Here is a 25,855-nt window from a genome sequence, read left to right on the forward strand (position 1 = left end):
CAGCGGGGCGAACGTCAGACGGCTGCGAGCAATCGACCCCAGCCCGGGATGGGCGCAGATGTGCCCGCTAGGCGGAGAAGCTCCCACACCGTGGCCACGGCGCTGTCAATGACTGGAATACCGAACTCGGCCTCAAACTCTTCCACGAGGTAGCCGGAGCGGAGATTGGTGCCAATGCAGACAACAGCCTCGGCGCCGTCAACAAACGCCGGTCGCATGAGGCTGGCAATCCGGTCCCTGTCCAGGCGGGCAATCTCGGGATTTGAAAGATCCAGCCCCGGAGTCGAAGTTGCGACCACCTGGATACCGCGACGCCCATATTCCTTGGCGATGAGCGGCGGGATGGTGGCAGGCCCTGGAAAGACGACGGCCACACGGGACAATCCGAGTGCCTCCAGGGCTGCAACGACTGCAAGGGACGCCGTGGTGGCCGGCGCCCCGGCGGAATCGGAAAGCTGTTCGCACAGCCGCCGGTCGGCGTCGAGCCCCACCCACGTGCCCGAGGTGCCGTGGAAGGCGACGGCCTCGGCGGACACATCGGACAAGAGCGCGGGTGCGTCGCCCAGGATGGAGGCGCCGATTGTGTCGCCGAGGCTCGGCGGGAGGCGAAAGCGGCTGTAGTGGACGCCGACGTCGGGGCGCCCCGTGAGCATGGCGGCAGTGAGGGTCTCGGCGTTGGAATTCGACGACGGGACCAGCACGCCCAGGCGGAACGACGGCCCAGGCGCCGCCATTAGTGGGCCCGGCCCAGCGACGGCGGGGTTGAGATGGCAACCATGACGGCGGCCGAATCGGTCCGGTTATGCCACCAATGGGGGAGCGAGGAGTCGTAGGTCAGGCTGTCTCCGGCCTCGAGGGAGAACTCTTGACCGCCGACCGTAGCGACGAGCGAACCGGACTGGACGATCACGCATTCCTCACCCTCGTGCGAGTCGGAGGAATTTGCGCCGTCGAAGTGGGCCGGAATGGTCATGCTGACCACGCCGAGCTTCCGCTCGGTGTCCGGAACAATCAGTTCCATGACGACGCCCTGTGACGGGACCTCAATCCGTCGCCGGTCGGCCTTGCGCACAAGCATGTTGTGCCGGTCCTCGGGCGGTTCGTTGAACATGGTTGCGAGCGGCAGGTCCAGTGAGCTGGCCAGGCGCAACAGTGTGGCGAATGACGGGTTGCCGATTCCCCGTTCAATCTGGCTGATCAGCCCGGCGCTGACGCCCGCGCGCTCGGCGAGGTCCTCAACGGTAAACCGGCCCACCCGGCGCTCCCGGATGGTCGCGCCAATCTTCGCAATCCAAAAATCGCGGTCCGTGGCGTCGCCATTGCCGTTGGCCGTGACGGTCGGAGATTCCCCCATCCAGAGCTCCTTCGACGATTTTCGGGTGGCGTTCGCGTATCCGGGAACGTTGCCCATCGCTGTTGTCTTCATGCGTTTCGTGAAGCCGCGTATGCGGCCAGGAGCGAGGCGAGCTCCCGCTCCCAGTAGATCACACAACGGTCCGCCCCGCGTGCGAAAGCTTCATCCGCCCGGGCCGAGCTCGGGGCGGGCAAACCGATGCTGTGCCCGGCGCCGCGCACCGTGTCCACGACGTGCTGCACCGCCTTGTCCACGGCGTTGCCGTCCGCGCGACCTGTTCGTTGGAGGTCGCTGAGCAGGTCGGTTGTTCCCAGCCATCCGCCGCCGAAAGCCTCCGAAGCGGCAAAGTCCGCGGCGTGGTCGACGGCGTCGACCGTTTCGAAAAGCACACTCAGCGCGGGCGGCTCGCCGAAGTCGGATCCGAACCCGGAAGCGAAGGAAACTTGCCGTGACCGCCGGCCTTCGGGCGCGTAGCGAACGGCCTCGGCCGCTCGTTCGAGCTCCTCGACATGGCGCAAATGGGGCAGGACCAGGGCCTGGGCGCCCGTGTTGGCATAGGCGACGAGGGTGTTGGCTTCCAGGTCCGGAACCCGGACGGACACGCGGACGCCGGTGCCGCGCAATTGCTGGACGGCGCCCGCGCATTGGTGGACCGTCAGGGACGTTTGCTCCGCGTCGAGAATTACGAAGTCCATGCCGGTGTGGGCGATGATGGCCAGCAGCGTTGGGGTGGGGTCTGCGGTCAGGAGCCCGACCTTTCGGCCCGACTCGCGTTCAATGGGGACTGTTGGCATGCTGCTCTCCTTGGTGGCATGGGTGTCGCTAGGCAGGTGGACACGGGTGGTATCACTCGTCCTGGATGAATTCCCAGTCGGCGGGCTTGCTCACGCCCACCACGAGTTCAACCGGATCGTCCGTGTCATTCCAGATGCCGTGCCGAAGCCCGCGGGGAATGTAGATGCCATCGCCGGGCCGGGCACGGTGTTCCTCGTCACCAAGGTAGACAAGGGGTGTCCCGGAAATGACAACGTAGAACTCCGACGCGTCCGGGTGGTGATGGCACAGGTGACGCTGCCCGGCCAGGATCCGCCCCCAACTCACGCACAGGTCGTCCGAGTCGCTGAGCCCGCGGGAGATCAAGGTTGAGACCAGCCCTTCATCCCGCTGCCCGTTCAGGCCAATGGAACTAAGCTTCTCAAACCCCTGGTCATGGATGTTGTGGACAAGCCGGGATAGATCGGCGGCTCGCATGGTGTCCGGGGCGGTCATGACGCAACAGTTTCGAACAGGCCATTCTGGGTCTCCGCCGGGCCGTTCTCCAGCCACCAACGTGCGATCTGTTCGCGCGTGGCGAACCATACTCCGTGCTGGGCCAGTGCGTATTCGATGAACTGTCGGACGCCGAAAGCGACGCTGGGGCGGCCGCCAATGCGAAGGTGGATGCCCACGGACATCATCTTTGGCACGGTCTCGCCCTCAAGCAACAGGCAGTCCAGGGTGTCCTTGAGGACGCTGAAGAATTCGGCCCCGGTGCCGAGGCTGCCACCACCCCAAAACCTGCCGTCGTTCGTGTCTCCGGAGTAGGGCACCACCAGGTGCCGGGCCGGGCCTGCCTGGACAAAGTACGGCAGGTCGTCCGCATAGGAGTTGGAGTCGTAGAGGAATCCTTCCTCGGCGAGTATGGCCCGGGTGTTCTCCGTGATGTCGTCGCGGACGTACCAGCCCACGGGCGTGACGCCGGCGGCGGCCTGGATCGCGGCCTTGGCTGCCCGGATCTCGGCACGCTCTTCTTCCGGGGACATGCCGACCATTCCGCGCCAGCGGTAGCCGTGACCGCAGATCTCGTGCCCGTCGCGGGCAATCGCCAATGCGGCGTCGGGGTGCTTTTCGAGGGCCTCGCCACACGCCATGAAAGTTGCCGGCACCTCATACTGGCGGAACATGTTCAGAAAGCGCCACAGGCCCACGCGTGGCCCGTATTCGAAGAACGACTCCTTCATGAGGTTTCTTCGCGAGGGGTCCGAGGACCACCCCCCGAAGATCACGATGTCCTCGTCCGAGTCGTCGCCCGCCGCGATGGATCGTTCCGCGCCCTCTTCGTAGTTGACGACGAGGGAGACGGCGACCTTCGCGCCACCGGGCCATCCAACCACAGGCGGGTTTTCCCCGTATCCGATGAGGTCTCGCATTGTCTCACTCCTCGTGGTTCTCAGTTGATGATTTTCATTATATTGATCTTGCTTCATTTTATCCACGTCGCGCGTCTTCGTAGACTTTTCGATGGGCGGCCAGGGAGGTCCGGAGCATGCCGTCCACGTCGTCGATCAGGTTCCCGTGGGCCGGCCCGATAAACGCAGTCGGCAGCTTGTTGAGGACATCCTCGATGGCCTGGAAGGCGGAACTGACGTCGACGAACTTGGTCCAGTACAGGGCCCGCCCCGTTCCGTAAGCGGCCTGCTCCACCGACGGCGGCACGGGCATCTCCCCCGAAAGGAGCCGGCATTGTCCGGGACGGTGCGCAGGCTCATCCTCGCCGTCCGGATCGGGCGTTTCGTGGATGAATGAGAAACCGTCGGAGACGAACAAGATGCCGGCTCCGTCGTCGTGCCCCCAAAGCGTATTTTCCAGGTCCCGGATATGGGCGGGCAGGAACCTAAAGGTCCTGTCGCCAAGATCAATCATGTCGCCTGGGCGTTTCGCATCGAAGCGGTCGGAAAACTCGGGGAAATGCATGAAATAGTCCCGGGTGTCCCCGACGACTCGCGCCTTCGGATAGCGCTGCAGCAGCGCCGGCAGGTTTCCCGCATGGGGAATCTCGGGATGGGTGGGGAAGATGTAGTCCAGCGTCCTGCCGGCAAGTGCGCCATCCAGCTGGGCCAAAACCCTGTCCACGTGGGCAGGATCGCCCGTGTCTACGAGAATTGAGGCGCCGGACCCAACCACCAGGTAGGACGAGACATGGTAGTGGACCTCTTCGCCCTGGGAATAGGCGGACAAGCACCCGCCCAGCCAATATGCACCGTTGGCAACGCGGCGCGCAGTCGTGTCATCGTTCATCGTGCGCCCACTTCCTCAAGGCAAACAGCGAGCAGTTCGGCTTCCCGCCTACACGCATCGGCCCCCGTGACGGGCCACCCGTAACCGGGCCCAATGGCCGCTACGCTGCGCTCGCGAACAATTTGACGGACATCCGCCGCGATGGAATGGGTGTCGGCGTCGCCAAACCAACGGAACTTGTGCAGCCCGGCCATTGGATCTGCCGAAGCGGTGTCCTCGACTGGGGGAGCCAAGTGCGTGAATGCATCCGAGGTCAAGAGGGCGCCCGAGGCGGGATCAAACACCCACAGTGTTGGCAACAGGCGCAGCAGCGGTGAAATGAAGTGCAAGGTGATGCCCTCGCGCACCTCCACCTCCCGCCAGGTTCCCGGTTCAACCGCGATTCTCTGCACGGACGCCGTCGAACGGGGCACCGTGATGCCGCCCGTGTACCAAACCGTGTCGATGCGACGGTGTTCCTCGATGGCTGGAATGTTCAGGCAGCACTCCATCTCAGTTCGCGTAAGAACAATTGACAGCGGCTCATCAGTCTCCAGCAACTCGTCCAACTGCGCGAGGATTTCCGCCTCGTGCAGGCGAATGCCGGTGTCCACGAGAACGGCGCCGTGATCGCCCTTGATGAGATAGGCGCTCACAGGCTCCCGCCGTCGCACTCCGGGAGGGCACCAGCTGGTGCCCTCATCAAGGAGGATCTCCCCGCCCAGGCGGTGGACGCGGCCGGTCAAATTTGCGGGCCGGGTGGTTGCTGGAATGTTCATTACCGGACTCCCACGCGACTCAGGCGGCGTCCCAGACAGCGATGGCGTCGTCAACGCTGCAGACATCGTGACGGGCGCGCATGACCGTGAGGGATGCATCGTGGATGGTTGAGTCGTAGGCACCCACGGCATCTTCGAGAAGCACGGCATAAAAGTCGTTATGCACAGCATCGCGCAGCGTCGCCTCGACGCAACCGCCGGTGGACACGCCCACGAGAGCGACGGACTCTATTCCCTGGCTTCGCAAAAGAAGCCCGAGTTCGGTGGCAACAAAGGCGCTGGGCCGCCGCTTGGTAATAATGGACTCGCCCTCGATCGGAAGGCATTCCACGCAGAACTCGGTGCCCGGATCATCCTTGACGCTCAGTTTCCCGAGGTCGATGGGGCGGCCGTTAGCGGCCGTGTACAGCGCTCGCAGCCAGGCAGCCGGCGAGCTTGCACCGTCGGGCAGGTTCTCAACCCGGATGTGGAACACCGGCACCCCGTTCCGCCGGGCGGCCGCAATGGCCTGGCCGCAGCGGGCCCGGACTTGGGGCATCATGCCCAGATCGTGTCCCGAGTCCCCAATCGCACCGCCGGGGAAAACTGCACCCTTTTGCATATCGATGACTACGAGCCCGGTAGTTGCCGGATCGAGCAGCTCGCCAAGGGTGTCACGGACTTGTTTTCCGCAGATTTCGATCATGATGACCTTCTTTGTAGTCGAGGTCCCGGTGCCGGCAAAGTGCCGGCACCGGGAGGGTTGGGGCTGGGTCAGCTACCCAACGCGTTGAAGTACACCTGGCCGTTTGACAAAGGGGTGGCCCCGGTGATGCCCGCCTTCGTGGCCATCATTCCGCGAGTCTCGACGAGCGAGAGGATCGGGGCACCGGCATCGACGACGGCGGTCATTTCCTTGATCAGTTCGGTGCGCTTGGCCGTCTGGTCCTGCGGAGTCGCCGCAAGCTGCGTACGGATCTGGTCGAACTTCGGGCTGCTCCACCCCGTGGTGTTGCTCGGGGCGTTGCCTGCGTAGTACGCGAAACTGTAGAAGGCCGGGTCGGCGATGACAATCGGTTCCGAATAGAGAACGGCCTCATACCGGCCCTGGAGGAGCGCAGTGGAGAAGTCGGTCGGGCTGGCGATGTTCTGCAGGGTGACGTTAATGCCGACCTCGCTGAGCATGGACTGGACCAGCACGGAGGACTTGTTTGCCACCGGTCCGGGGCGGGTTGCACTGTAGCTCAGTGACAAATTAAAGCCCTTTGCGTACCCTGCCTCGGCCAGCAGCTTCTTCGCTCCGGCGATGTCGAATTTGTAGGTGGCTGATGGATCACCGCCAGGGAAAGTGGACTGCGAGGCCTTTCCATACCCGGCGTAGGCTCCCTTGACCAGGGCGTTCCGATCAATCGCCATTGAAATGGCTTGCCGGACACGGACGTCGGAGAGTGGTCCTGTCTTGGTGTTGAACATCAACGTGTCACGGGTTGAGCTCGGGCAGTTGATCACGGATACGCCAGGGGACGTTTCCAGCGACGAGTACTGGTCGTACTCGAAACCATTGGCCACCTGGGCTTCGCCGGACTGGATGAGCTGGCTTCGGGTGGACGTGTTCGGCACGGCCTTGACCACGACCCGCTTGACCGAACCGCGCGTGCCCTCCCATTTGGGATCGGCGGTGACTGTCAGCGAAATACCAGGAGTGAATTCCTCAAGGTCCCATCCGCTGTAGTCGGCCAAGTTCTTCGACAGCCAGTTATTCGCCGTGGGATCCGCCGCTGTCACGTGCTTCTTCGCTTCGATGCTGTCGTGGATGTAGAACAGGTTGTTTTGCAGCGACTCGATGCTGAAGGACGTCAGGTTGGTCGTGTTGAGTTCGATGGTCCTGTCGTCGATGATCTTCGCCAGGTTCTTGACGTCGAAGCCGCTGCTGGACAGTGTCCCCTTCATGACCGGCTGGCGGACCATCCCGATCTGCAGGCTCCACAGTACGTCCTCCGCGGAGAGCGTATGGCCGAACTGGCTCGTCAGCTTCTTGAGCTTGACGATAATCCCCTTCTTGTCCGGTGCGACGGTGGCGCTTTCGGCAAGCCGGCCGTTGACCTCCGTGGTGGGTTGGCCGCACGGATTGCCGGCCGTGGCGGTGGTCTTGTATTGCAGCAGTTGCGAGCCAAGTCCGCTGAGCACCACATGCGAGGCGCTTCCGCCCCAGGGTGCCGGCGTGAGGCTGTCGGGCAGGGAACTGACTGCGATGACAACGCTGTCATTCGTGGCTGCAGGGGCATCGCCGCTGCAGCCGGTCAGGGAAACGGCCAGGACAGCAACCAGGCCGGCGGAAAATAAATGCAAGGGTTTCATGATCCATACACCGGTTTCTACGGGAAAGTCGGGAGCAAAGGACAGGGCGAAACGAAGGCTTCAATTCGCCAAAGGCCCAGACAGCGGGCGGTGTTAGTAGCGGTAGGCCTGCTTGTGGCCGGCCCGGATGACGGGTTCGACGTCTCCGATGTTGGTGATGACGTTGCCGTGGGTGGGGGCAACCGTTCGCACTCCGAGATCTGCAAAGGATTCCAGTACGCGGTCATAGACACGGTCGGCATCGTTGACGAACCGCGCCCAGTACAGGGCGCTCCCCGTGAAGAACGCGGCGTTTTGCACCGTCACCGGCGAGGAGAGCTCGGTGGTGGTCAATCCGCATTCGCCGGGAAGGTGCACCGGATCCTCGTCGTCGAGTTCGGGGCGGTGCATGTAGCAAAATCCGTCGGCCGTGAACATTGTCCCGGCCTTGGGGACGAAGCCCCACTGGGTGTTCGGTAGGTCGCGGATCAGGGCCTCCGAGACGATGAATTCATAGCCGTCGCCAAGGTCGATCCGGTCGCCGGGAACGCGGGCGTGCAGGTTCGCCTCGATCTGCGGGTAGAACAGGTGGTAGTCGCGAACGTCGCCAATCACTTGCACATTGGGGTACTTCTGCACGATTCGGGGCAGGTTCCCCGTGTGGGGGAGCTCGGGGTGGGTCGGGAAAACGTAGGCGAGTTCCCGGTCTCCCAAGAGTTCGTCCAGCTTCGCCGAAAGGATTGGCCAGCTGGACGGGTTGCCTGTGTCCACGAGGAGGGATGCCGCCCCGCCCTGTACCAGGAACGTCGAGTTGTGCCCGTGGATGACCCTTCCGTCAACGTGGAAGGGAAGGCAGGAACTCAGCCAGGTCACACCGTCGGCGACGGTGCGGGGGAGGTCGCTGCTCATTGTCTCAACCAGATCTTCCATGGTTCCTCCCTTACCTTGCCTGCGACACGAGGTCGGCGTGTTGTGAGCTCAACGCTGTAAGCATGAAGTCGAGATGGCGTCGCACCACGTCATGGCCGCGCAGCACGCAGCCCCGGGACGGTGCGATGATCTCGGGATCAAGCTCCTGGAATTTCGCGGACAGCCACTCGCGCAGCGGTTCGCAAGTGGCGCGGGGGACCCATTCGTACTTCGCGTAGAGATGGCCGGCCACCTGTTCGGGAGTTGTGGTGTCCGCTGTGGTGGAGTCAATAATGCGGGCCCCGTCCGGACGATCCATGACGCCATGGGTGAAGGTGTCCGAGGTGAAGAGCGTGCCGGTTGCGGCATCCCAACCCCAGAAGGTCATGAGGAGTCGCAGGAGCGGGGCCTCGATTTCCAGGATTCGTCCCGGGCCGATCTCGATGCTCGCGGCTCGGGCAAGGGAATCGCCCTCGCCCGAGCGTTCGGCATCGATCTGGTGCCGGCGGCCCCGAAGCGCCTCGCGGCTCAGATCCTCGAAGGCGTCGAAGGGATTGATGACGCCGCCCGTGAACAGTCGTTCCAGGTCAAAGCGGCTGGCGATCGGTTCGAGGTTTGAGACGCAGTCCATTTCCGCCCGGGTGAAGAAGGCGGACAAGCGTCCGCCTTCGCCCACGAGGCCGGCGAGGTCGTTGAGGATTTCGGAGCTGTGGACAGCCAGGCCCGAATCGATAAGAAGGCGTGAACTGCCTTCGGACAGTAGATAGCAGTTTGAGGGCTGGAAGCCGGTGGCGCCGGCAGGAACCCAGCTCACCCGGCCGTCAAGGGGGATTGATCCACCCAGGACTATCAGCTCGTCATTCTTTAATTTAGTGAACATGTCTTCAATCTATTGATGGAGGGTTTGACTGTCAAGAGGTTTTTACGCTGTTATTTTCGCTGCTGTGCCCGGCCGCAGCCGTGGGCAAGACCTGACGACGGCGACCGCGCGGACGGATGGCCAGCTCGCGGGCCCGTGGGTCGAGCAAGGTGATGAGGGTGTCGAGGGCGACGTAGCCGAGCAGGCTCATGGCGCCCATGACGAGCACGAATCCCTGGATTACGGGCAAGTCGCCCTTCAGGACGCCGTCGAGCGACCAGCCGCCGATGCCCGGCCAGGAGAATACGCTTTCAATGATTGCCGAGCCGCTGAGGGCAGCGGCGAATAGCAGCACCATGTAGGTCATGAGTGAGGCCCTGACGTCACTAAGTGCATATCGGTACACCTGCATCGGTCGCAGTCCGCAGGCTCTCGCGAACTCGATTTGCGGCGAATTCAGGATTTGCAGGAGGCCGGTGCGAACAGTCTTGCCAAACGGTGCCGCGAAGAAGACACCGATCGTTATGACGGGCAGTGCCGCCCTGCTCATGACGGATGCGAGGATGGCCCATTTGCCGCCAATGACCGCATCCACCAATAGCGACCCGGTGACAGTTGGTGGAGGGATGTCCGATGCTGAGATCATGCCCAGGGGTGCCGGTGCAATGTGCAGCTTCTGGTAAAAAATGAAGAGCAGTAGCAGGGCGAGGACGAATTCGGGCATTGCCATGAGTACGGAAACACCCACCGTAAACGTCTTGTCCGGGAGGCGGCCGCTGCGGTACGCGGCAAAGGTGCCGATCGCAACTCCGAACACGAGCGCAAGGAGGAGCCCAGGCACCAGGTAGACGAGCGTATTGGGCAGCCGTGTCCACAAATCCTGGCCCACGGAATTCCCGGTAAAGAAGGACTTGCCCAGATCGCCCCGCAGCACGTGGCCCATGTAGTCCAGATATCTTTCCCCAAATGGTTTATCGAGACCCAGCTGGGAGTTGATGCGTGCAATGTCGCTCGGTGTGGCGTATTCGCCCAGCAGGGCCACGGCCGGATCACCGGGCAAGAGTGAGACAAGGCCAAAGCTCAACGACATTAGGCCCAGGAGAAGGGCCGCCGCGATGGCCAGTCGCGACGCAATGTATCGAATCATGCGGTCACCACCTTGGGGGGAATGAGTGGGTCGGGGTCGGCGACATCGCCTGGTGGGATGTAGCTCAGTGGCGGCATCGCGGCCGCCAGGAGCTTTTGTGTGTACGGTTCCCGTGAATCATTGAGGACGTCATGGGCCGTCCCGACTTCGATGAACCGGCCCCTGTGCATGACGGCGACCTGTGAGCAAAAATGCCGGACCGTGTCGATGTCGTGGGAGATGAAGACGTACGTGAGGCCGCGGGCCCGCTGCAATTCGGAGAGCATCCGCAGTATTGAGGCGCGAATTGTCAGGTCGAGTGAAGATGTTGGCTCATCAAGGACCACAATTGTCGGATCCGTCACGAGCGCCCTGGCGATCCCCACGCGTTGTTGCTGGCCGCCGCTGAGGTTGGCCGGACGCCTGTCGAGGAACTCTGCGGACAGGCCGACTTCCTCAAGCGTCCGGACCACCTTTTCCTGACGTTCGGACCTGGACTTGAACGTCCGGGCGACGATGAGCGGCTCTTCCACAATCTGGCGAATGCTCAGCCGTGGATTGAGCGAGGCGAATGGTTCCTGGAACACAATTTGCCAATGTTGGCGCTGCTTTCGCAGGGCCGCAGCCCCCAGTGCCCGGATGTCCTGCCCATCGAGCAGGATGGAACCCGAATCCGCCTCGTGGAGCCGCAGGAGGAGCCGTCCCAGCGTCGATTTGCCGGAGCCGCTTTCGCCGATGATCCCCAGGCAGGTGCCGGCTTCGACGGAGAAGGAGACGTTGTCAACGGCTGCGACCACCCGTCCGCCGGGAGCCTGGAATGTCTTGAAGAGATCCTTGACCTCGATTATTGCCATCTCAGGGCCTTCCGGATTCGACCAACGCGGTGGGGCGGACCACGGAACTGAGCAGCGAGGCGGTGTATTCGTGCCGGGGCTGGGTAAAGACCTCGGATACAGGGCCCTGCTCGACGATCTCCCCGTGATACATCACGAGTACCCGCTGGCAGTATTCGGCCACGACACCGAGGTCATGGGTGACGATCATCATCGATCGCCCGCATTCGACGGTGAGCCGGCGAAGCGTGTCGAGGACCTGGCGCTGCACAGTGAGGTCAAGTGCCGTGGTTGGTTCGTCGGCAATGACGAGCCGGGGGTTGAGATAGAGCGCCATCGCGATGACAACGCGTTGGGCCATGCCCCCGCTGAGCTCGTGGGCGTAGCCGCGCAGGACCCGGTCCGGTTCGTTGACTCCAGTGGCATCAAGGAGATCGAGTGCGCGTTCGCGCGAAGCGGCGTTCACAGGCACCCCGTGGGCCTTGGCGATGTTGGCGAACTGCTTCTCGATCCGCACCACCGGATTCAGGGCGCTGAAGGGGTTCTGCGCGACGAATCCGATGTCACGGCCGCGGATTTCGCGGATGTCGCGTTCGCGCAACTGGAGCAGGTTCTTCCCTTCAAAGTCAACGCTGCCGGAGGCCACGCGTCCGGGCGGCACGAGCAATCGCGTCACCGAGCGGACGATGGTCGACTTCCCCGATCCCGATTCCCCGACAATGCCCACGATCTCGTTGCTTCCGACGTCGAAGGAGATGCCGTGAAGGGCCCGGACTACGCCGCTGCGGGTAGTGAATTCCGTGACAAGGTCGCGAACCCTCAGGCCGTCGTTCATGCTGCACGCTCCACTCGTTCGATCCGGTTTTCCAAGGCGCCCGCCAGTATGTTGAAGGAGCCGATGGCTAAGAGCATCGCAAGGGCAGGAAAGGTCGAAGCCCACCAGTCGCCGCGGATCAGCATGCTGAACCCATCAGCGATCATTCCGCCCCAGCTCGGTTGGGGCGGCTTTGAGCCGACGCCCAGGAAATTGAGGGCGGCAATGGTCCCGAGCGCATTTGCGGCCGTGAGTGTTGCCTGAACCAATACGACGCCATAGGCGTTGCGGAAGATGTGGTTGAACGCCACCCGCAGCGGTGAGCAGCCGGTGGCGATGGCCGCTTCGACATAGCGGGTGGAGCGCAGTGAAAGAGCCGCAGCGCGGGAGAGCCGCACGAACCTAGGGGCGCCAACCACGGCAAGAGCCAGGATGACGTCGAGCGGCGAACCGCCCATGAGCTGGATGCCGACGACGGCGATGACGATTGTTGGAAGCGCGGCAAAAGCGTCAACGATCCGCATCAGCACGTCGCCAACCCTCCCGCTCGTGGCAAAGAGCCCTATTGGAACACCGACGACGAGAGCCAGGGCCGTTGCCCCGAGGGCAATCGGGAGATCCAGCTTGGCTGCCTCGATGGTCCGTGAGAAAACGTCCATTCCGTTGCCGTCGGTGCCGAACCAGTAGCTCGCGTTCGGTGCGATGGCCAGGGCGTTGGGATCGGGCCGCAGCGGGTTGTGCGGGTAGTGCAGGAACAGTGCCAGCAGCGGCAGGCCGATGATGATGGCTGCGGCAAGGGCGGTCATGAAGTTGCTTGACCGGGCGGCCACTTTGGCCCTTCCCCGCCCGGCCCAGCCGGATGCACGCAAACCTGGTGATGTTCGGGGGAGGCCCTGGACGCTCATGACACCCCCTGGGCGGGCCGGCCGGTCACGCCGTCGTACCGGATCCGGTAGAAGTCCAACGGTTGGGACATAAGAGGTTCCTCCTCCTTGACTGTGGCAGGTCATATCTGAATCAAAGAATCGTCACTTTATTGAAGCCATGGCCTCGAGCTTTTGGAAAGGGAGTACACCTTCGAATTACTCGCGAGTAATCTCAGGCTGAAAAAATGCCCACATTCCGCGCTTGTGTTCGATGGATCATTTTCCATCCCGGTTGATTCAGCCATTGACATCGCTTCAAACGATCTTCAATATAGTGATACATACCCTACGTTGTTGAAGTTGAACTTGGAAGAGGACTGAGATAAAGATGTCGACGTTTTATGAAGAAGCTGCCCTGACCCGTACAGAAACCGTGGGGTCACAGCCGAAAGTCCAGTACCTTTTGCACGATGGGGAGCTCGTGAACTACGACGACGCCCGACTCCATGTGTTGAGCACAACCCTCAAATACGGGGTTGGCGTGTTCGAAGGCTTCCGCGCCTACTGGAGCGAGGACGACCAGGAGCTCTATGCTTTCAGGGTTGCCGACCACATGCGTCGGCTCGTCGATTCGATGCGCGTCGTGGAGATTGACGGCCCACAAGACATTGGCGCCCTGTCGGAGCAGTTGCTGGGGCTCGTGCGGGCCAACAACCTGCGCGGAAACCTTCACATGCGGGCCCAGGTCTTCGTGGATTCCGCCGACGGCAAACCGGAGGACAAAGGGCCCGCAACCGTCTTCATGGCCGCGATCCCCATGGGGAACTACTTCGGGTCCACCGGTCTGGACGTGCAGATCAGCAGCTGGGCCAGGCTCTCGGACCGGTCCATGCCGCCAAGAATCAAATCGATCGCCAATTATCAGAACGGCCGTCTGGCGATGCTCGAGGCGCGACGCAACGGCTATGACGCGGCGCTTCTCATGACCGAATCGGGACACGTCGCAGAGGGTGCCGGCTACAACGTTTTCATGGTGCGGAAGGGCCGGCTTTGCACGCCGCCGAGCACGGACAGCATCCTTGAAGGAATCACCCGTGACACGGTGCTGCATCTGGCCCGCACCGAATTGGGGCTCGACGTCGACATCAGGCCGATTGACCGGACCGAACTGTATTCGGCCGATGAAATCTTCGTGTGCGGGAGCGCCGCCGAGGTCAACCACGTGACGGCCGTGGACCGGACCCCGATCGGAGCCGGCGGTGTGGGCGAGGTGACTGCGAGGCTCCAGCAACTTTACCGGCAGGCAGTGGTGGGCCGGGTCGCGGCCGACCAGAACTGGACCCTCCCGGTCTACGGCGGCTAGCGGCATGAGCGTCACCGTGAAGGCCAAACAGCTTCCGCACTCCGGCTTCGAACACGCCTCAAACATTTACACGGCCTCAAGCGCGGCGGTGCTTGAGGTGGGTCAGGGCGAACAATTTTCCCTCGATGCAAGGAGCCTGCTCACCGGTGGTCATTTCGAGGCCGGACACTACGAGTTGTGCTCCATTCCGGTCACCGGGCCGGTCCTGGTCCGCGGCGTCCTCCCAGGGGACACCCTGCGCGTGGACATCCACGAGATTCGAATTGCGGACCGGGGCGCCATGCTCACCCAACCTGGGCGGGGCGGGTTTGGCGAGCCCCTTCGCAGCCACGGCCACCTGGTTGACATCATCGATGGCGAAGTCCGGTTCGGCGACGGAATCACCATTCGCGCCCGGCCCATGATCGGCAAATTGGGGGTGGCCCCGCGCGACGGCGAGCCAAGCTCGAGCACCGTGGGAACATTCGGCGGCAACATGGACTGCAATGACATCACCGCCGGATCCGCCGTGATCCTCCCCGTCCAGGTGGCGGGTGCGCGGCTCTTTGCCGGCGACCTCCATGCGGCCCAGGGCGACGGCGAATGCTCGCTCACGGGGGTCGAAGTCGAAGGCACCGTGGTACTTTCGTGCCGGGTTCTCCCCGGCGCCACGCCGCCCCGGCCCGTCGTCCTTTCCGGCGGAAGGGTCATCGCCATCGGCGACGGCGACGACCTTGATGAAGCGGCCCGCAACGCCCTTGACGATTTGCTGGCCCTGGTGGTGACAGACCGCGGCTGGCCCCGCGAACGTGCCGCGATGCTCCTCAGTGCAGCAGCGGACGTTTCCGTCTCCCAGCTGGTCAACGCACGGGCCACCGTCAAGGCGAGCCTCGAAGCACGCCATTTCCTCAATCCCCCTTATTCTCCCCGTTCCATTTCCTAAACACGGAGGCCTCCATGCTTGATCTTCTGCTCACCAACGGCATTGTCGTCACGCCCTCGGGCCCGTTCCGGCTCGACATCGGGATCGCCGGCGGCACCATAGTTTCCCTGAGGTCCACGGACGCCGGCGTCCCGGATGAGGCGCGCCGGACCGTGGACTTGCGCGGGCAGCTGGTGGTGCCCGGCGGCGTCGACCCCCATGTCCACACCAACAGCGTCCTGCCCACGGCCGCGGAAAGCGGCATCAAGTGCTTCGGCCCGGACCGGGTCAGCGAAGGGGCCATCTATGGCGGCACCACCACCCTGGTGGACTTCGCGCACTGGCAACCAGGTGACGAGCTGTCCGAATCCTTCGCCCGCAAGTCCGGCGAATGGGCGGGGAACACGTTCACGGACTACGCGCTCCACGGCACATTCAAGGAACCGGAGATCCCGTTTGAGGTCTTGGAACAGATCCCGGATGCCGTGGCCGCCGGCCACGGCAGCTACAAGGTCTGGATGACCAATACGACTCCCACGCGCCCGCGCCAGAAGACCGACCTCGGCAACATGTGGGGGATCATGGAGCAGACGGCGAAGGCCGGAGCAATGCTGGCAGTCCACGCAGAGGACGATGACATCGTCATGTACTCGTACCGCAAGCTCATCCACCAGGGCAAGACCGGCCTGGAGTACATGCACCACGCCCACAACAACCTGTCCGAGAAGCTCTCCTTCCAACGCGCCATCACCTTGGCCGAGCATGTCGGCGCCCCGATCTACCTCATGCATGTGAGCGCACGTGAAGGGGTCGACGCGATACGTGAAGCCCGTGGCCGAGGCTTGCCGGTATACGGCGAAATTCTTCCGCACTACGCCTACTTCACGGCCGAGGACTACCGTCAGGAAAACGGTGCGATCTACCACACCTACCCGTCCCTGAAGTCGGCCGATGACAGGGACTCGATGTGGGAATCGCTCCTGGGCGGATCATTGAGCACGCTGGCAACCGACGGCGTGTGCACGGACCTCGACGTCAAGACGCGAGGCAAGACGATCCTTGACGCAACAGGTGGCCACGCGGGCGTCGAAATGCGCATGGCCGTGGCCTACACGGAGGGCGTGGCGAAACGCGGGCTGGACCTCACCCGCTTCGTGGACATCACCTCGGCGAACGCGGCCAAAATCCTGGGCCTCTATCCAACCAAGGGTGCCATCTCCATCGGAAGCGACGCTGACCTTGCGGTCCTGGATACGACGGCGGAACGCACCATCACCGCCTCCGAACTGCACGAAGCCGACTACACGCCCTGGGAGGGGTACCGCGTCGCCGCCTGGCCCAGCATGACCGTCCTGCGCGGCCGGATCGTGGTGGAGGACCGCGAACTCAAGACCGGGCCCTTCGGCACCATGCTCAAGCAGCGCGTCTCAAGCGACGTTCGGAACCGGCCTGCCTGCTGACGCCGAGTCAAAGACACAGTGGATACCAATCGAGGGAGATCCAATGTCACTACATGAATTAGCAACGACCGATTCAACAAACCTGACGAGTGAGTCCACATCGTCCGGGCTGACGCTGAGATTGTTGGGATCAGCTTGCGCGCATTGTTCCAAGCAGTGTGTAGCAAAGGCTCGCGATACCGAACGGAATGCGGTGGCGGGCACCAGAGAAGCGAGTCCCGGAGGGGAAGGAAACAACCAATAAGTGGGGGGTGATCGGCTAGAATCCGGAAGGCCCCCGCCGAGCCGTAACGTTGCGGCGTTTTGGCCCACGGTAAATAAAGTAGGGTAATGCGCTTTATTGGGGAATTCTGGGAGAAAATGTGGCAATCGGCGGCGGCCCGCTGTGAGCTGATCGCACTGTTGAAGATGGACCGTTGGCGGAGCCTGATGCTGGCCCTGTTGAGCACGGTCACGGCGATCGCACCTGGCGCCACCGCACTCGCCACCGGCTGGTTGGCCTCGGTTCTGACCAGGCCGTCCGAGGTGACATTTGCGGCGGTCACGGGGCCCTTGACCGCGCTCGCCGCGCTTCTGATAGCCCAGGAAGTGGCCCAGACGCTCAGGTTCTCACTGGCTACGGGCATCTCCGCCGTCATTGACGCGGCGATCCGGTCCCGCGTTCGGCTTGGCTTCCAGGATTCCGAACTCTCCATGATCGAATCTGCGGCCTATGGCGACAACGCCTCCCGGGCTTCGGAACTGGCCAACCTGAACGGCTTCGTCCGGTCACCTGGCCAAGCCGCCACCCAACAATTGATGTTCATCTTTCGGATCGCCGCGATCGTCAGCAGCGCCGCCGTCGTCGCTCACTTTTCCTGGTGGCTGGCCATGGGGATGGTGGCCGCGGGACTCGTGACGAGGTCCTTTGCCCTGCGCAGCTTCATGCAGCTGGGGCAGATCCGCGACGGCCGGGAGATGCACCGCCGCCGGGCTGATTATTGGGCCGACCTCGGCACCGACCCCGGGGCCGGCAAGGAGGTCCGCATGTTTGGCCTTGGCAGCTGGGTGGCGGGGCGCCGCCGCGACGAGATGGGCCACTACCTGCGGGACGTCACCGAAGCCCGGAAATCCATGTTCCGGGTGAACTGGATCCTCGCGGTGCCGCGCACCCTAGCTGCGGCGGCGGCACTGCTGCTGCCGGGACTCGCGGTGGCCAACGGTGAGGTGGGCATCTCCGTCATGGTCCAGACGTTCGTGGCGGGACTCGCCGTACTGTCCTACAGCCACCTGGGCTCCGAGGCGATGCAAATCTCCTTTGGCCTGAAGGCTCTGGCCGCCATGAACAAGATGACCGATTCCTTCGGGCCGAGCACCGCCACCCAGGCCACGGAAGCCGAGCCAGAAACCGCAACGGCGAGGAACGGCGTCGTCGTCCGGGGCATCTCCTACACGTACCCGCAGGGGGCGCGGGAGGTGTTCAAGGATTTCTCCCTGACCATCCAGCACCACCAGGTCCTGGCCGTGGTGGGCCGGAACGGCATCGGCAAGACAACGCTCATCAAGCTGCTCACCGGCCTCTACCGGCCGGACTCCGGAGCGATCCTGGCCGGAGGCAGCCGGCTGGACGGCCCCGCCCGGGCCCGGTGGCAGCGGCGCTGTGCCGTCGTCTTCCAGGACTTCAACCGGTATCCGATGTCCCTGGCGGACAACGTGGCCATGGAGGCACCCGAACACCGGGCCGATGCCGACGGGATCATGACGGCGCTGGGACGGGCCAATGCGCGCCACCTCGTCGAGGCCCTGCCCAACGGCCTGGACACCATCCTGAGCCGGCAACGATCCGGCGGGACCGACTTGTCCGGCGGCCAATGGCAGAAGATTGCGCTGGCGCGTGCGCTGTTTGCCGTGGCCCATGGACGGGACTTCCTGGTCCTGGACGAACCGACCGCCCAGCTGGATGTCCAGGCTGAGGCGGACTTCTACGAAAACCTGGTCGAGGCGGTGCGCGGCCGGGCCACCGTGGTGCTGATTTCCCACAGGCTTTCCACCGTCCGTCCCGCCGACCGCATCGTGGTCCTGGACGCCGGCGGAGTGGCCGAGGACGGCACCCATGACGAACTGATGGACGACGGCGGCAACTACGCGGCCGCCTTCGCCCTCCAGGCCCACCGGTTCACCGCGGAGGCGCCGGCCGACACCGAATCCGCAAAGCAGAGGTCCTCCAATGTCTGAAAAGAACACCGCAGCGCACCAGCCGGCATCCCGCCGTCTGTGGAGCGTCACCCTGCACATCCTGGGGCTTGGCTGGCGCGTGGACAAACGGTCCACGGTGATTATCCTGGTGCTCATTGGCGTGGGGGCGTTCCTGAACAGCCTCGCCGCCCTGTCGCAACGCTGGATCGTGGACGCCGCCGGCGCCAACATTGTCAGCGGCGTGGTGATGGCCGCCCTGGTGGGTGGCGCAGTGGTGGGTCTGGGCGGTGCCGCCGACTGGATCCAGCGTTACCGCCAGGGCCACCTGATCGACCTGGTGGAAGTGAGCGTCAATGACGAAATCCTCCAGACCGCCGGCAGCATCCCCACGCTCGCCCACCTGGAACGCTCCGACTATCTGGACAAGGTGGCCCTGCTGCGCCGCTCCGTCCGCGACCTGAGCAGCGGCTGGTGGGCCGCGGCGTCGGCAGCCGGCGCCCTGGTCAGCGTTGCCATGTCCGTGATCCTGCTCATGCGGGTCCATCCCCTCCTGGGCTTGCTTGCCCCCGTGGCACTGGTTCCGCTGTGGGCAGCCCGCAAATCTCACGTTTTCGAGGCCGCCGCACGCACCAAGACCGCGGAGTCAGAGCGGTATGAGGCCGCGCTCCACCGGCTGTTGCTGGATCCGGGCGCCGCCAAGGAAATACAGCTCTCGGGCTCGGCGACGCTCCTTGACGACGCCGCGCGCCAGGCCTCTGCGCACGTCATCCGGACCCGTGCGCAGGCCAGGACCAAGGCCAGCCTGCTCAACCTGCTGGCCTGGTCCAGCTACGCCGCCGCGTACATCGGCGCCCTTGTGCTGCTCGCGCACCTGGTATTGGAGGGGCGGGCCAACATCGGCGACGTCATGCTGTTGATCACCCTTGCCTCCACCCTTCGCTACCAGATCTGGGCCATCGTGGAGGAATACACGCGCATTGCCGAAGCCCGGCTGGCCACCGAACACTATCTGTGGCTCATGGACTACGCGGAACTGCAGCGGCACCGCGGAACCCATCCGGTACCGGAAACCATGCTCCAAGGAATATCGTTCACCGACGTCAGCTTCAGCTACCCCGGGACGGATGTGCAGGTCCTCTCCGGCATCAACCTGGACTTCCCGGCCGGTTCCACCGTCGCGTTGGTGGGCGTCAACGGCGCCGGAAAAACCACGCTGGTCAAGCTCCTGACCGGGATGTACACGCCGGACACCGGCAGCATCACGGTGGACGGGCGCAGCCTGGATGATCTGCACTTGGCCGACTGGCGGTCCCGGACATCGGGCGCCTTCCAGGACTTCGTGAACTTCCAGCTGCCCGTCGGCACGGCCATCGGCGTCGGCGACCTGCCCAACAGCACGGACACCGGGGCCATATCCGCCGCGGCCAGGGCATCCGGGGCGGACGCCGTCGTCGAACGGCTTGCGGACGGCTACGAAACCCAGCTGGGGCTTGACCACGACGGCGTCCAACTGTCCCAGGGCCAGGCCCAGAAGGTGGCGCTTGCCAGGGGACTCATGCGCGGAAATCCGCTGCTGCGCGTGCTTGACGAGCCGACGGCCGCGCTGGATCCCCAATCCGAGGACGAGCTGTACCGGCGATTCGTGGACCAGGCCACCGGCGTCGACGGGATGGTGACGATCTTGGTCTCCCACCGCTTCTCCACGGTGCGGATGGCCGATGAAATCGTGGTGATCTCCAGGGGTACGGTTGCCGAACGGGGGACCCATGCGGAGCTGATGGGCAACGACAGCGACTACGCCCGCCTGTATCTCGCCCAGGCCAGCGGGTACACCTAGGCGGGTTGCAGCTCAGCTCCCTGTCCTCTTGCTCCGAGATGTTCCCGCGCCAATTCCGGGCCCTGCCTCAGTGTCCCGTATGCCTTGGCCGCCGGACTCGTCAGTGGCGTCGGCCCCGCGGTGAACACAACGCCACGCCGGCCCGGGAATGGTTCCCGGGCCGGCGTGGCCGTGGCGCTAAGTGCGGTGCTAGATGGTGAAGCTGGCGTCGTCGTTCAAGTCCACTTCCTTGGTTTCGGGGCCCATCGTGGCCCCGATCCAGACCAGGATGCCCGCGAAGCAAATCATTGCCGCAACTGCCACTCGGTCGGGCATGAAGTTGCCCAAGGCCTGGATGTAGAAGGCATAGAAGGCGGGGAGGATGACGGCGAGGCTGTAGCCGACACCATAGCCGCTGGCCCGGATGCTGGCGGGGAACCGTTCGCAGAGGTACGCACCCACCGGGGCGAAGACGCAGAGGCTGGTGACCTGCACCAGGACGGCCAGGAGTCCCGCCAGGACGACGTTGCTGGCGCCGACGGTCATGGTGGCGATATACAGCAGCGGGGCGACGACCGTGACGAGCACGGCGTACCAGCGGTAGAAAGTCCGGCGGCCGATTTTTTGCGACAGGATTCCCGAAGCAACGAAGGCACACGCCGTCACGAGCGGGGCAATGGTCATGATGATGCTGACGGTTTGGTCCGGGATGTGCGCATCGGACTTCAGCCGGCCCGTCAGCACGGCGTTGCTCAGGTTGCTCAGGATCCACATGCCGGTCATCAGGATGAAGATCTGCACCAGGCTGCGGCGGTGGACGCCGCTGAACAGGGACTTGATCGGGTTCTCCGCCTTGGCCACGTTTTCGGTGCCCGGAGCGTCGTGGACGTTCTTGCGGTAGTAGAAGAACAGGAACGTTGCCAGCACCGCGCCGAGCACGAACGGGATCCGCCAACCCCAGACTGCGTACGCGGAGTCGTGCCCGGCCGAGGGAATGAAGGAGAGCAGGATGAACGTGATGAAGGCCAGACTGACGTTGGCGACGGAGGCCATCGAGGTGATCATGCCGCTCAGCGGGCCGCGGCGCTTCTTGGGCGCCCACTCCATGGCCAGGGGGATCGCGACGGAGTATTCACCGCCCAGGAAGAAGCCGCCGATGAACCGCAGGCTGATCAGGAGGACCAGGCCAAGGTGCCCCGCGGTTTCAAAGCCGGGCAGGACTGCCATGAGCAGGGTGGCCGCGCCGAAGCCGGCGATCGCGATCAGCGTGGTGAGCTGGCGGTTCGTTTTGTCCGCGATGTGCCCGAAGAAGGCCGCGCCCAGCGGCCGCGCCACCAGGGTGGAAACGAAGATCAGCGAGCTGAAGAGGGCCACGGTCTCCGGCGGCGTGTTGGCGCCGTTGAAGTAGGCCATGGCCGGGGCCAGGGTGATGATCGGCAAAAAGATGTCAAACTGGTCGACGAAGTAGCCGAAGATGCCGCCGCGGAGTGCCCCGCGGCGTTGCTTTTCCAGCGTTGCTTCATTTGTCATTGGAGTTTCCAATTGTGTTTGCATGTGGTGCTTCCTGAATTATGCCCGTCATTGGGCGGTTAAGGGTGCGTGCTAGGCCAGGTCGAGGCGCCGGATGGTGTTGGCGAGGACGTGGACGCCGTTGCTGAGCTGGACCTGGTCGGTGAACTCGTCCGGGCAGTGGCTGCGGCCGGCCTGCGAGGGGACGAAGATCATGCCCATGGGGCCGAGGTGTGCCATGTGGGCGGCATCGTGCCCCGCGCCGCTGGGTACGGCTTCCCAGCTGTATCCGAGGTCATCGGATGCGGCTGCGACTGTGTCTTGCATGGTTTGTGCCGCGGGGACCGGTTCCTGGTCGTTGAGGAGGTCGATGGCAACGTCGACCCCGCGCCGGGCCGCGTCCACCGCGATCTTTTCTGCGATGCTCCGCCGCGCCCCGCTGAGCCAGCCGGGGTCGATGCTGCGGATCTCCGCCCAAATGGTGGCCGAGTCCGGCACGACATTGAACGCGCCGTGGCCCGTGGCAATCCGACCGGTGGTGCTGACCCCGTGGACGGGCGCTCCGCAGCCAACACGCTCAACTGTCAGGATGGCTTCGGCCGCGGCCAGGAGGGCGTCCGCCCGCTGGTCCATGGGCGTGGTACCCGCGTGGTCGGCGCGCCCCGTGAAGGCGGCCATGACCCGTTCGATGCCGGCGATCGAGGTGACGACGCCAATTTGGCTGCCGCTGCGTTCGAGCATGGGCCCCTGCTCGACGTGGAGCTCGATGTAGGACTTGATGTCCCGCGGGTTCCACGCCATGGACACCGCCTGGTTGGGGTCCGCGCCGAAATCCGCGATGGCCTGGCCCATGGAGCGGCCGGTGGCGTCCTGCCGGGAGAGGTGGGCGGGATCGAGTACGCCGGCAACAGCACGCGAACCGACACAGCTGACGCCGAACCCGTTGGCTTCCTCACCGAGGAAGTCCATGACGATCAGGTCGCTGGTCAGGCGGGTACCCGACTCCTGCAGGATCCGCGCCGCCTCAATGGCGCCCAGGACGCCGACGATGCCGTCGAAGCGGCCGCCGGAGTGCACGGTGTCGGTGTGCGAGCCGGTCACAATGGCCGGGGCGTTGGGGTTGGTGCCGGGCAGCCGGCCAACAATGTTTCCGGCTCCGTCAATGTGGGCCTGGAGCCCGGCGTCGCGCATGCGGTTCAGCGTCCAGGAACGCGAGGCCTTGTACGGATCGGAAAAGACCTCGCGCGTCCAGCCGGGGCTGTCCTGGTCGGTGATGGTTGCCAGGTCCATGATGTCGGACCAGAGCCGCTCGGCGTCGGGCCGTAGCAGGGCTGAATCAGCGTTGTTCATGAGAATTCCATTTCTAAAGAGTCGGTGGGGATCGGTGGCCGGCGTGAGCTGTGGCCTACCAGCCTTCCTCGGTCATCCATGCGGCCGCGCCGGCGGCCGAGTCCAGTTCGCGGCCAAGCTCCGCCGCGGCCTGGCAGACATGCTCGATGACGTCGTCGAGCGTCTGCCCGTTCAAGCGCTGCTGGCGGCCGGCCACGCTGAGGGCGCAGATGCAGTGGCCGTTGCGAAACACCGGGGCAGCCACGGCCACCATGAACGGGTCCACCTCGCCCTCGCTCACCGAGAATCCGTTGGAGCGGATGGCGGGCAGGGTGATTTTCAGGCGACTGGCATCGGGGGTCATCGCGGTGAACCGGCGCATGGTGCCCTCCTCGACGGCGGTGAGGACGTCCGCCGGGGCGTAGGCGAGCAGGGCGGTGGCGCTGGCGCCGGCATGCAGCGGCCGGACCGAGCCCCTGTAAAAAGACAAGGCGTCCGCCCGCCGCGGCGAGATGCGCTCCAGGCACAATGCCGCCATCTGGACCCGCACGGTCAACATCACCGTCTCCCCGGTTTGCTGGCACAGCCTGCTCAGCGCCGGCGCCGCGACCTCCACTAGGTGCTGTTTCTCGCTTTGCTCATCCCGGCTCGAAACGCGGACGCCCGGGTAGTAGTAGCCGTCCAGCTCATACAGGTAGTCGGTTTCGCGAAACAGCTTGATGTACCGGTAGGCGGACGAACTGGGAATGTCCAGGGCCGCGGCGATCTCGTCGACCCGCATGCGGCCGTGGTCCGCGATCATGGTCAGGATTTTCAGGCCCCGGTTCAGCGATGACAGGCTCATGGTGGTTCCTTCGTGCCGGTGTGGGGGCGGTTAGGACGGCTCGACGACGGCGCCGCGGCCCAGCGAGCCCAGCAACTGCGTTCCGTCCCAGACCACAGAACCGCGGGAAATCGTGGTGGTCACCCGGCCGGAGGTCTTCATGCCCTGGTAGGGTGTCCAGCCGGCGTTCGAGAACATGTCCTCGGCGTCGATATTCCACGAGGCCTGGGGATCAAAAACGGCGATATCGGCGTCGAAACCGACCTCGATGCTGCCCTTGACGTGGCCCACGCCAAACCGGGCGGCCGGCGCGGACGTCAAGGAGGCGACGGCGGCGTTGAAGGCCTCGGTGCCGCGCGTGAGAGCCCCGGACAAGGTGATGGCCATGGAGGTCTGTACACCGGGCGCGCCGGAGTGGTTGGCGAAGATGCCTTCGTGGTCCTTGTATTCCGTGGGCCATGGGGCGTGGTCCGAGGAGACAATGTCGATCTTCCCCTGGGCCAGGCGGGACCACATGCCGTCACGGTCGGCGGCCTTGCGCAACGGAGGATTAATCTTCAACCGGCCCTGCTGGGCGTCGTGGTCGTCCTCGGTGAACGTCAGGTAATGCGGGCAGGTCTCGAGGGTGACATCGAGGCCCTGTTCGCGGTACCAGTTGACCAGGTCCACCGAACGGGGCAGGCTCAGGTGGCACAGGTGCAGTTTCGCGGACTGCTCGAAGGCGATTTCGAGGGCGGTCAGCACGCCCATGGTCTCGCTGACCGGCGGACGGCTGCGCACGTGCGCCTTGGGATCGAATGGATTGGCCGCTTTTTCGAGGGCAAGCATCGCCTGGACGATTTCATTGTTTTCCGCATGGACGGCAACCGTGCGCCCGGCGCCGCCCGTCGCGGCCATCACGTTCCTCAGTTCGGCGTCGTCAATGCGTGGGAACCGGGCCGGATCGGTGTTAAAGAGCGACACCTTGAACCCCACGGCGCCGGCGTCGCTGATTGATTCCGCAGCCCGCCACCCGCCCTCGGGTGCCAGGGTGCCCATGAGTGCGACGTCGACGAAGGCGTCGTTCTCGACCAGTTCCCTTTTTTCCTTGATGCGCTGGACCGTGTTGATGGGACCAGCCAGGTCGAAGGGCATCTCCACGATGGTGGTCACGCCGCCGGCCGCCGCGGACCTGGTGGAGGCGGCCACCCCCTCGCCCGGGTGGGACAGTGAATGCACGTGCGCGTCAACCATGCCCGGGACAAGGTAGGCGTTGCCGACGTCAATCTTGCGCACGGCCTCGGTGGTTGCGGAAGGGTCCGCGATCGCCGTGATCCTGCCATTGGCGATGTGGACCTCTTGCCGGAGCCAAGATTCGCCGCGTTGTACGAGCCCCGTCACGGCGAGGTCAAGTCTTGATGTGTTCATGAGCACAGCATCTCAATGTACGGGGAAAGTGAAAATCCTTTTCCCGCAGATTGAGAATAGATGGGCGTGGGTTGGAGGCGGCTGCAGCGCCGCAACGGCGTGTCAGGGGAAACTGCACCGTCCCCGACACATTCCCGGGTGCGCCCAAGATGGCGGAGTAACATGCCAGTCACGGGGCCA

At 64.2% G+C, this 25,855-nt stretch carries 24 protein-coding genes; 5 read left to right on the plus strand and 19 right to left on the minus strand.

What is annotated here, in order from left to right; all coding sequences use genetic code 11:
* Positions 1–14: 14 nt before the first annotated feature.
* From AL755_RS04295 to AL755_RS04365, 15 genes are all read right to left on the minus strand, one after another.
* Complete coding sequence (locus AL755_RS04295) at positions 15–734, minus strand: maleate cis-trans isomerase family protein (protein ID WP_054009941.1); 720 nt, start codon at positions 732–734, stop codon at positions 15–17.
* Positions 734–1,354: a helix-turn-helix domain-containing protein gene (locus tag AL755_RS04300; protein WP_160318850.1), complete on the minus strand. Its 621-nt coding sequence runs from the start codon at positions 1,352–1,354 to the stop codon at positions 734–736. Before AL755_RS04300 ends, AL755_RS04295 begins: the two co-directional genes overlap by 1 nt.
* Positions 1,355–1,422: 68 nt before the next feature.
* Positions 1,423–2,148 (minus strand): aldolase/citrate lyase family protein, encoded by a 726-nt coding sequence (locus tag AL755_RS04305; protein ID WP_054009943.1) that lies wholly within the window; start codon positions 2,146–2,148, stop codon positions 1,423–1,425.
* A gap of 52 nt (positions 2,149–2,200) precedes the next feature.
* Positions 2,201–2,623, minus strand: coding sequence for a cupin domain-containing protein (locus tag AL755_RS04310; protein WP_054009944.1), 423 nt, complete (start codon positions 2,621–2,623; stop codon positions 2,201–2,203).
* A complete protein-coding gene (locus tag AL755_RS04315; RefSeq protein WP_054009945.1) occupies positions 2,620–3,543 on the minus strand; it encodes a polysaccharide deacetylase family protein in 924 nt (307 codons plus the stop codon). Before AL755_RS04315 ends, AL755_RS04310 begins: the two co-directional genes overlap by 4 nt.
* A gap of 58 nt (positions 3,544–3,601) precedes the next feature.
* Positions 3,602–4,411, minus strand: a complete 810-nt coding sequence (locus AL755_RS04320; RefSeq protein ID WP_054009946.1) for an MBL fold metallo-hydrolase — start codon at positions 4,409–4,411, stop codon at positions 3,602–3,604.
* Positions 4,408–5,046, minus strand: a complete 639-nt coding sequence (locus AL755_RS04325) for a hypothetical protein (protein WP_150117034.1) — start codon at positions 5,044–5,046, stop codon at positions 4,408–4,410. The genes AL755_RS04320 and AL755_RS04325 overlap by 4 nt, the downstream gene beginning before the upstream one ends.
* 142 nt (positions 5,047–5,188) lie before the next feature.
* The gene (locus tag AL755_RS04330) at positions 5,189–5,854 is read right to left on the minus strand and encodes a cysteine hydrolase family protein (RefSeq protein WP_054009948.1); all 666 of its coding nucleotides are present in this window, start codon (positions 5,852–5,854) and stop codon (positions 5,189–5,191) included.
* A gap of 68 nt (positions 5,855–5,922) precedes the next feature.
* Positions 5,923–7,497, minus strand: coding sequence for an ABC transporter substrate-binding protein (locus AL755_RS04335; protein WP_160318851.1), 1,575 nt, complete (start codon positions 7,495–7,497; stop codon positions 5,923–5,925).
* A gap of 102 nt (positions 7,498–7,599) precedes the next feature.
* Positions 7,600–8,415 carry an MBL fold metallo-hydrolase gene (locus AL755_RS04340; RefSeq protein ID WP_082368904.1) on the minus strand — a complete coding sequence of 272 codons (816 nt, stop codon included), beginning with the start codon at positions 8,413–8,415 and terminating at the stop codon, positions 7,600–7,602.
* Positions 8,416–8,425: 10 nt separating this feature from the next.
* Positions 8,426–9,274, minus strand: a complete 849-nt coding sequence (locus tag AL755_RS04345; protein WP_054009951.1) for a hypothetical protein — start codon at positions 9,272–9,274, stop codon at positions 8,426–8,428.
* Between the two features lie 31 nt (positions 9,275–9,305).
* Positions 9,306–10,400: an ABC transporter permease gene (locus AL755_RS04350; protein WP_054009952.1), complete on the minus strand. Its 1,095-nt coding sequence runs from the start codon at positions 10,398–10,400 to the stop codon at positions 9,306–9,308.
* The gene (locus tag AL755_RS04355) at positions 10,397–11,233 is read right to left on the minus strand and encodes an ABC transporter ATP-binding protein (protein WP_054009953.1); all 837 of its coding nucleotides are present in this window, start codon (positions 11,231–11,233) and stop codon (positions 10,397–10,399) included. The genes AL755_RS04350 and AL755_RS04355 overlap by 4 nt, the downstream gene beginning before the upstream one ends.
* Position 11,234: 1 nt before the next feature.
* On the minus strand, positions 11,235–12,047 hold the full coding sequence (locus AL755_RS04360) for an ABC transporter ATP-binding protein (RefSeq protein ID WP_054009954.1): 813 nt from the start codon (positions 12,045–12,047) through the stop codon (positions 11,235–11,237).
* The gene (locus AL755_RS04365; RefSeq protein ID WP_160318852.1) at positions 12,044–12,832 is read right to left on the minus strand and encodes an ABC transporter permease; all 789 of its coding nucleotides are present in this window, start codon (positions 12,830–12,832) and stop codon (positions 12,044–12,046) included. Before AL755_RS04365 ends, AL755_RS04360 begins: the two co-directional genes overlap by 4 nt.
* A 448-nt stretch (positions 12,833–13,280) precedes the next feature.
* On the opposite strand from AL755_RS04365, the gene AL755_RS04370 reads away from it, so the two are divergent.
* The 5 genes from AL755_RS04370 to AL755_RS04390 all read left to right on the plus strand — a co-directional run bounded on the left by AL755_RS04370 (position 13,281) and on the right by AL755_RS04390 (position 20,628).
* Positions 13,281–14,255: a branched-chain amino acid transaminase gene (locus AL755_RS04370; RefSeq protein WP_082368906.1), complete on the plus strand. Its 975-nt coding sequence runs from the start codon at positions 13,281–13,283 to the stop codon at positions 14,253–14,255.
* A gap of 4 nt (positions 14,256–14,259) precedes the next feature.
* Entirely contained in the window at positions 14,260–15,177 is a 918-nt protein-coding gene (locus tag AL755_RS04375) for an acetamidase/formamidase family protein (RefSeq protein WP_054009957.1), read from the plus strand.
* Positions 15,178–15,191: 14 nt separating this feature from the next.
* The gene (locus tag AL755_RS04380; RefSeq protein ID WP_054009958.1) at positions 15,192–16,616 is read left to right on the plus strand and encodes an amidohydrolase family protein; all 1,425 of its coding nucleotides are present in this window, start codon (positions 15,192–15,194) and stop codon (positions 16,614–16,616) included.
* 330 nt (positions 16,617–16,946) lie between these two features.
* On the plus strand, positions 16,947–18,830 hold the full coding sequence (locus tag AL755_RS04385; protein ID WP_054009959.1) for an ATP-binding cassette domain-containing protein: 1,884 nt from the start codon (positions 16,947–16,949) through the stop codon (positions 18,828–18,830).
* Positions 18,823–20,628: an ATP-binding cassette domain-containing protein gene (locus AL755_RS04390; protein WP_054009960.1), complete on the plus strand. Its 1,806-nt coding sequence runs from the start codon at positions 18,823–18,825 to the stop codon at positions 20,626–20,628. Before AL755_RS04385 ends, AL755_RS04390 begins: the two co-directional genes overlap by 8 nt.
* Positions 20,629–20,817: 189 nt before the next feature.
* Here AL755_RS04390 and AL755_RS04395 read toward each other — a convergent pair whose 3' ends face one another.
* The 4 genes from AL755_RS04395 to AL755_RS04410 form a co-directional block, all read right to left on the minus strand.
* Positions 20,818–22,137, minus strand: a complete 1,320-nt coding sequence (locus AL755_RS04395; protein ID WP_054009961.1) for an MFS transporter — start codon at positions 22,135–22,137, stop codon at positions 20,818–20,820.
* 72 nt (positions 22,138–22,209) lie between these two features.
* Positions 22,210–23,466, minus strand: coding sequence for a M20 family metallo-hydrolase (locus AL755_RS04400; RefSeq protein ID WP_054009962.1), 1,257 nt, complete (start codon positions 23,464–23,466; stop codon positions 22,210–22,212).
* Between the two features lie 55 nt (positions 23,467–23,521).
* Positions 23,522–24,289, minus strand: coding sequence for an IclR family transcriptional regulator (locus AL755_RS04405; protein ID WP_054009963.1), 768 nt, complete (start codon positions 24,287–24,289; stop codon positions 23,522–23,524).
* Positions 24,290–24,319: 30 nt separating this feature from the next.
* A complete protein-coding gene (locus AL755_RS04410; protein ID WP_054012856.1) occupies positions 24,320–25,675 on the minus strand; it encodes a dihydroorotase in 1,356 nt (451 codons plus the stop codon).
* Between the last annotated feature and the right edge of the window lie 180 nt (positions 25,676–25,855).

Origin of the sequence: Arthrobacter sp. ERGS1:01 (assembly GCF_001281315.1) — a bacterium.
Taxonomy (GTDB): Bacteria; Actinomycetota; Actinomycetes; order Actinomycetales; family Micrococcaceae; genus Specibacter.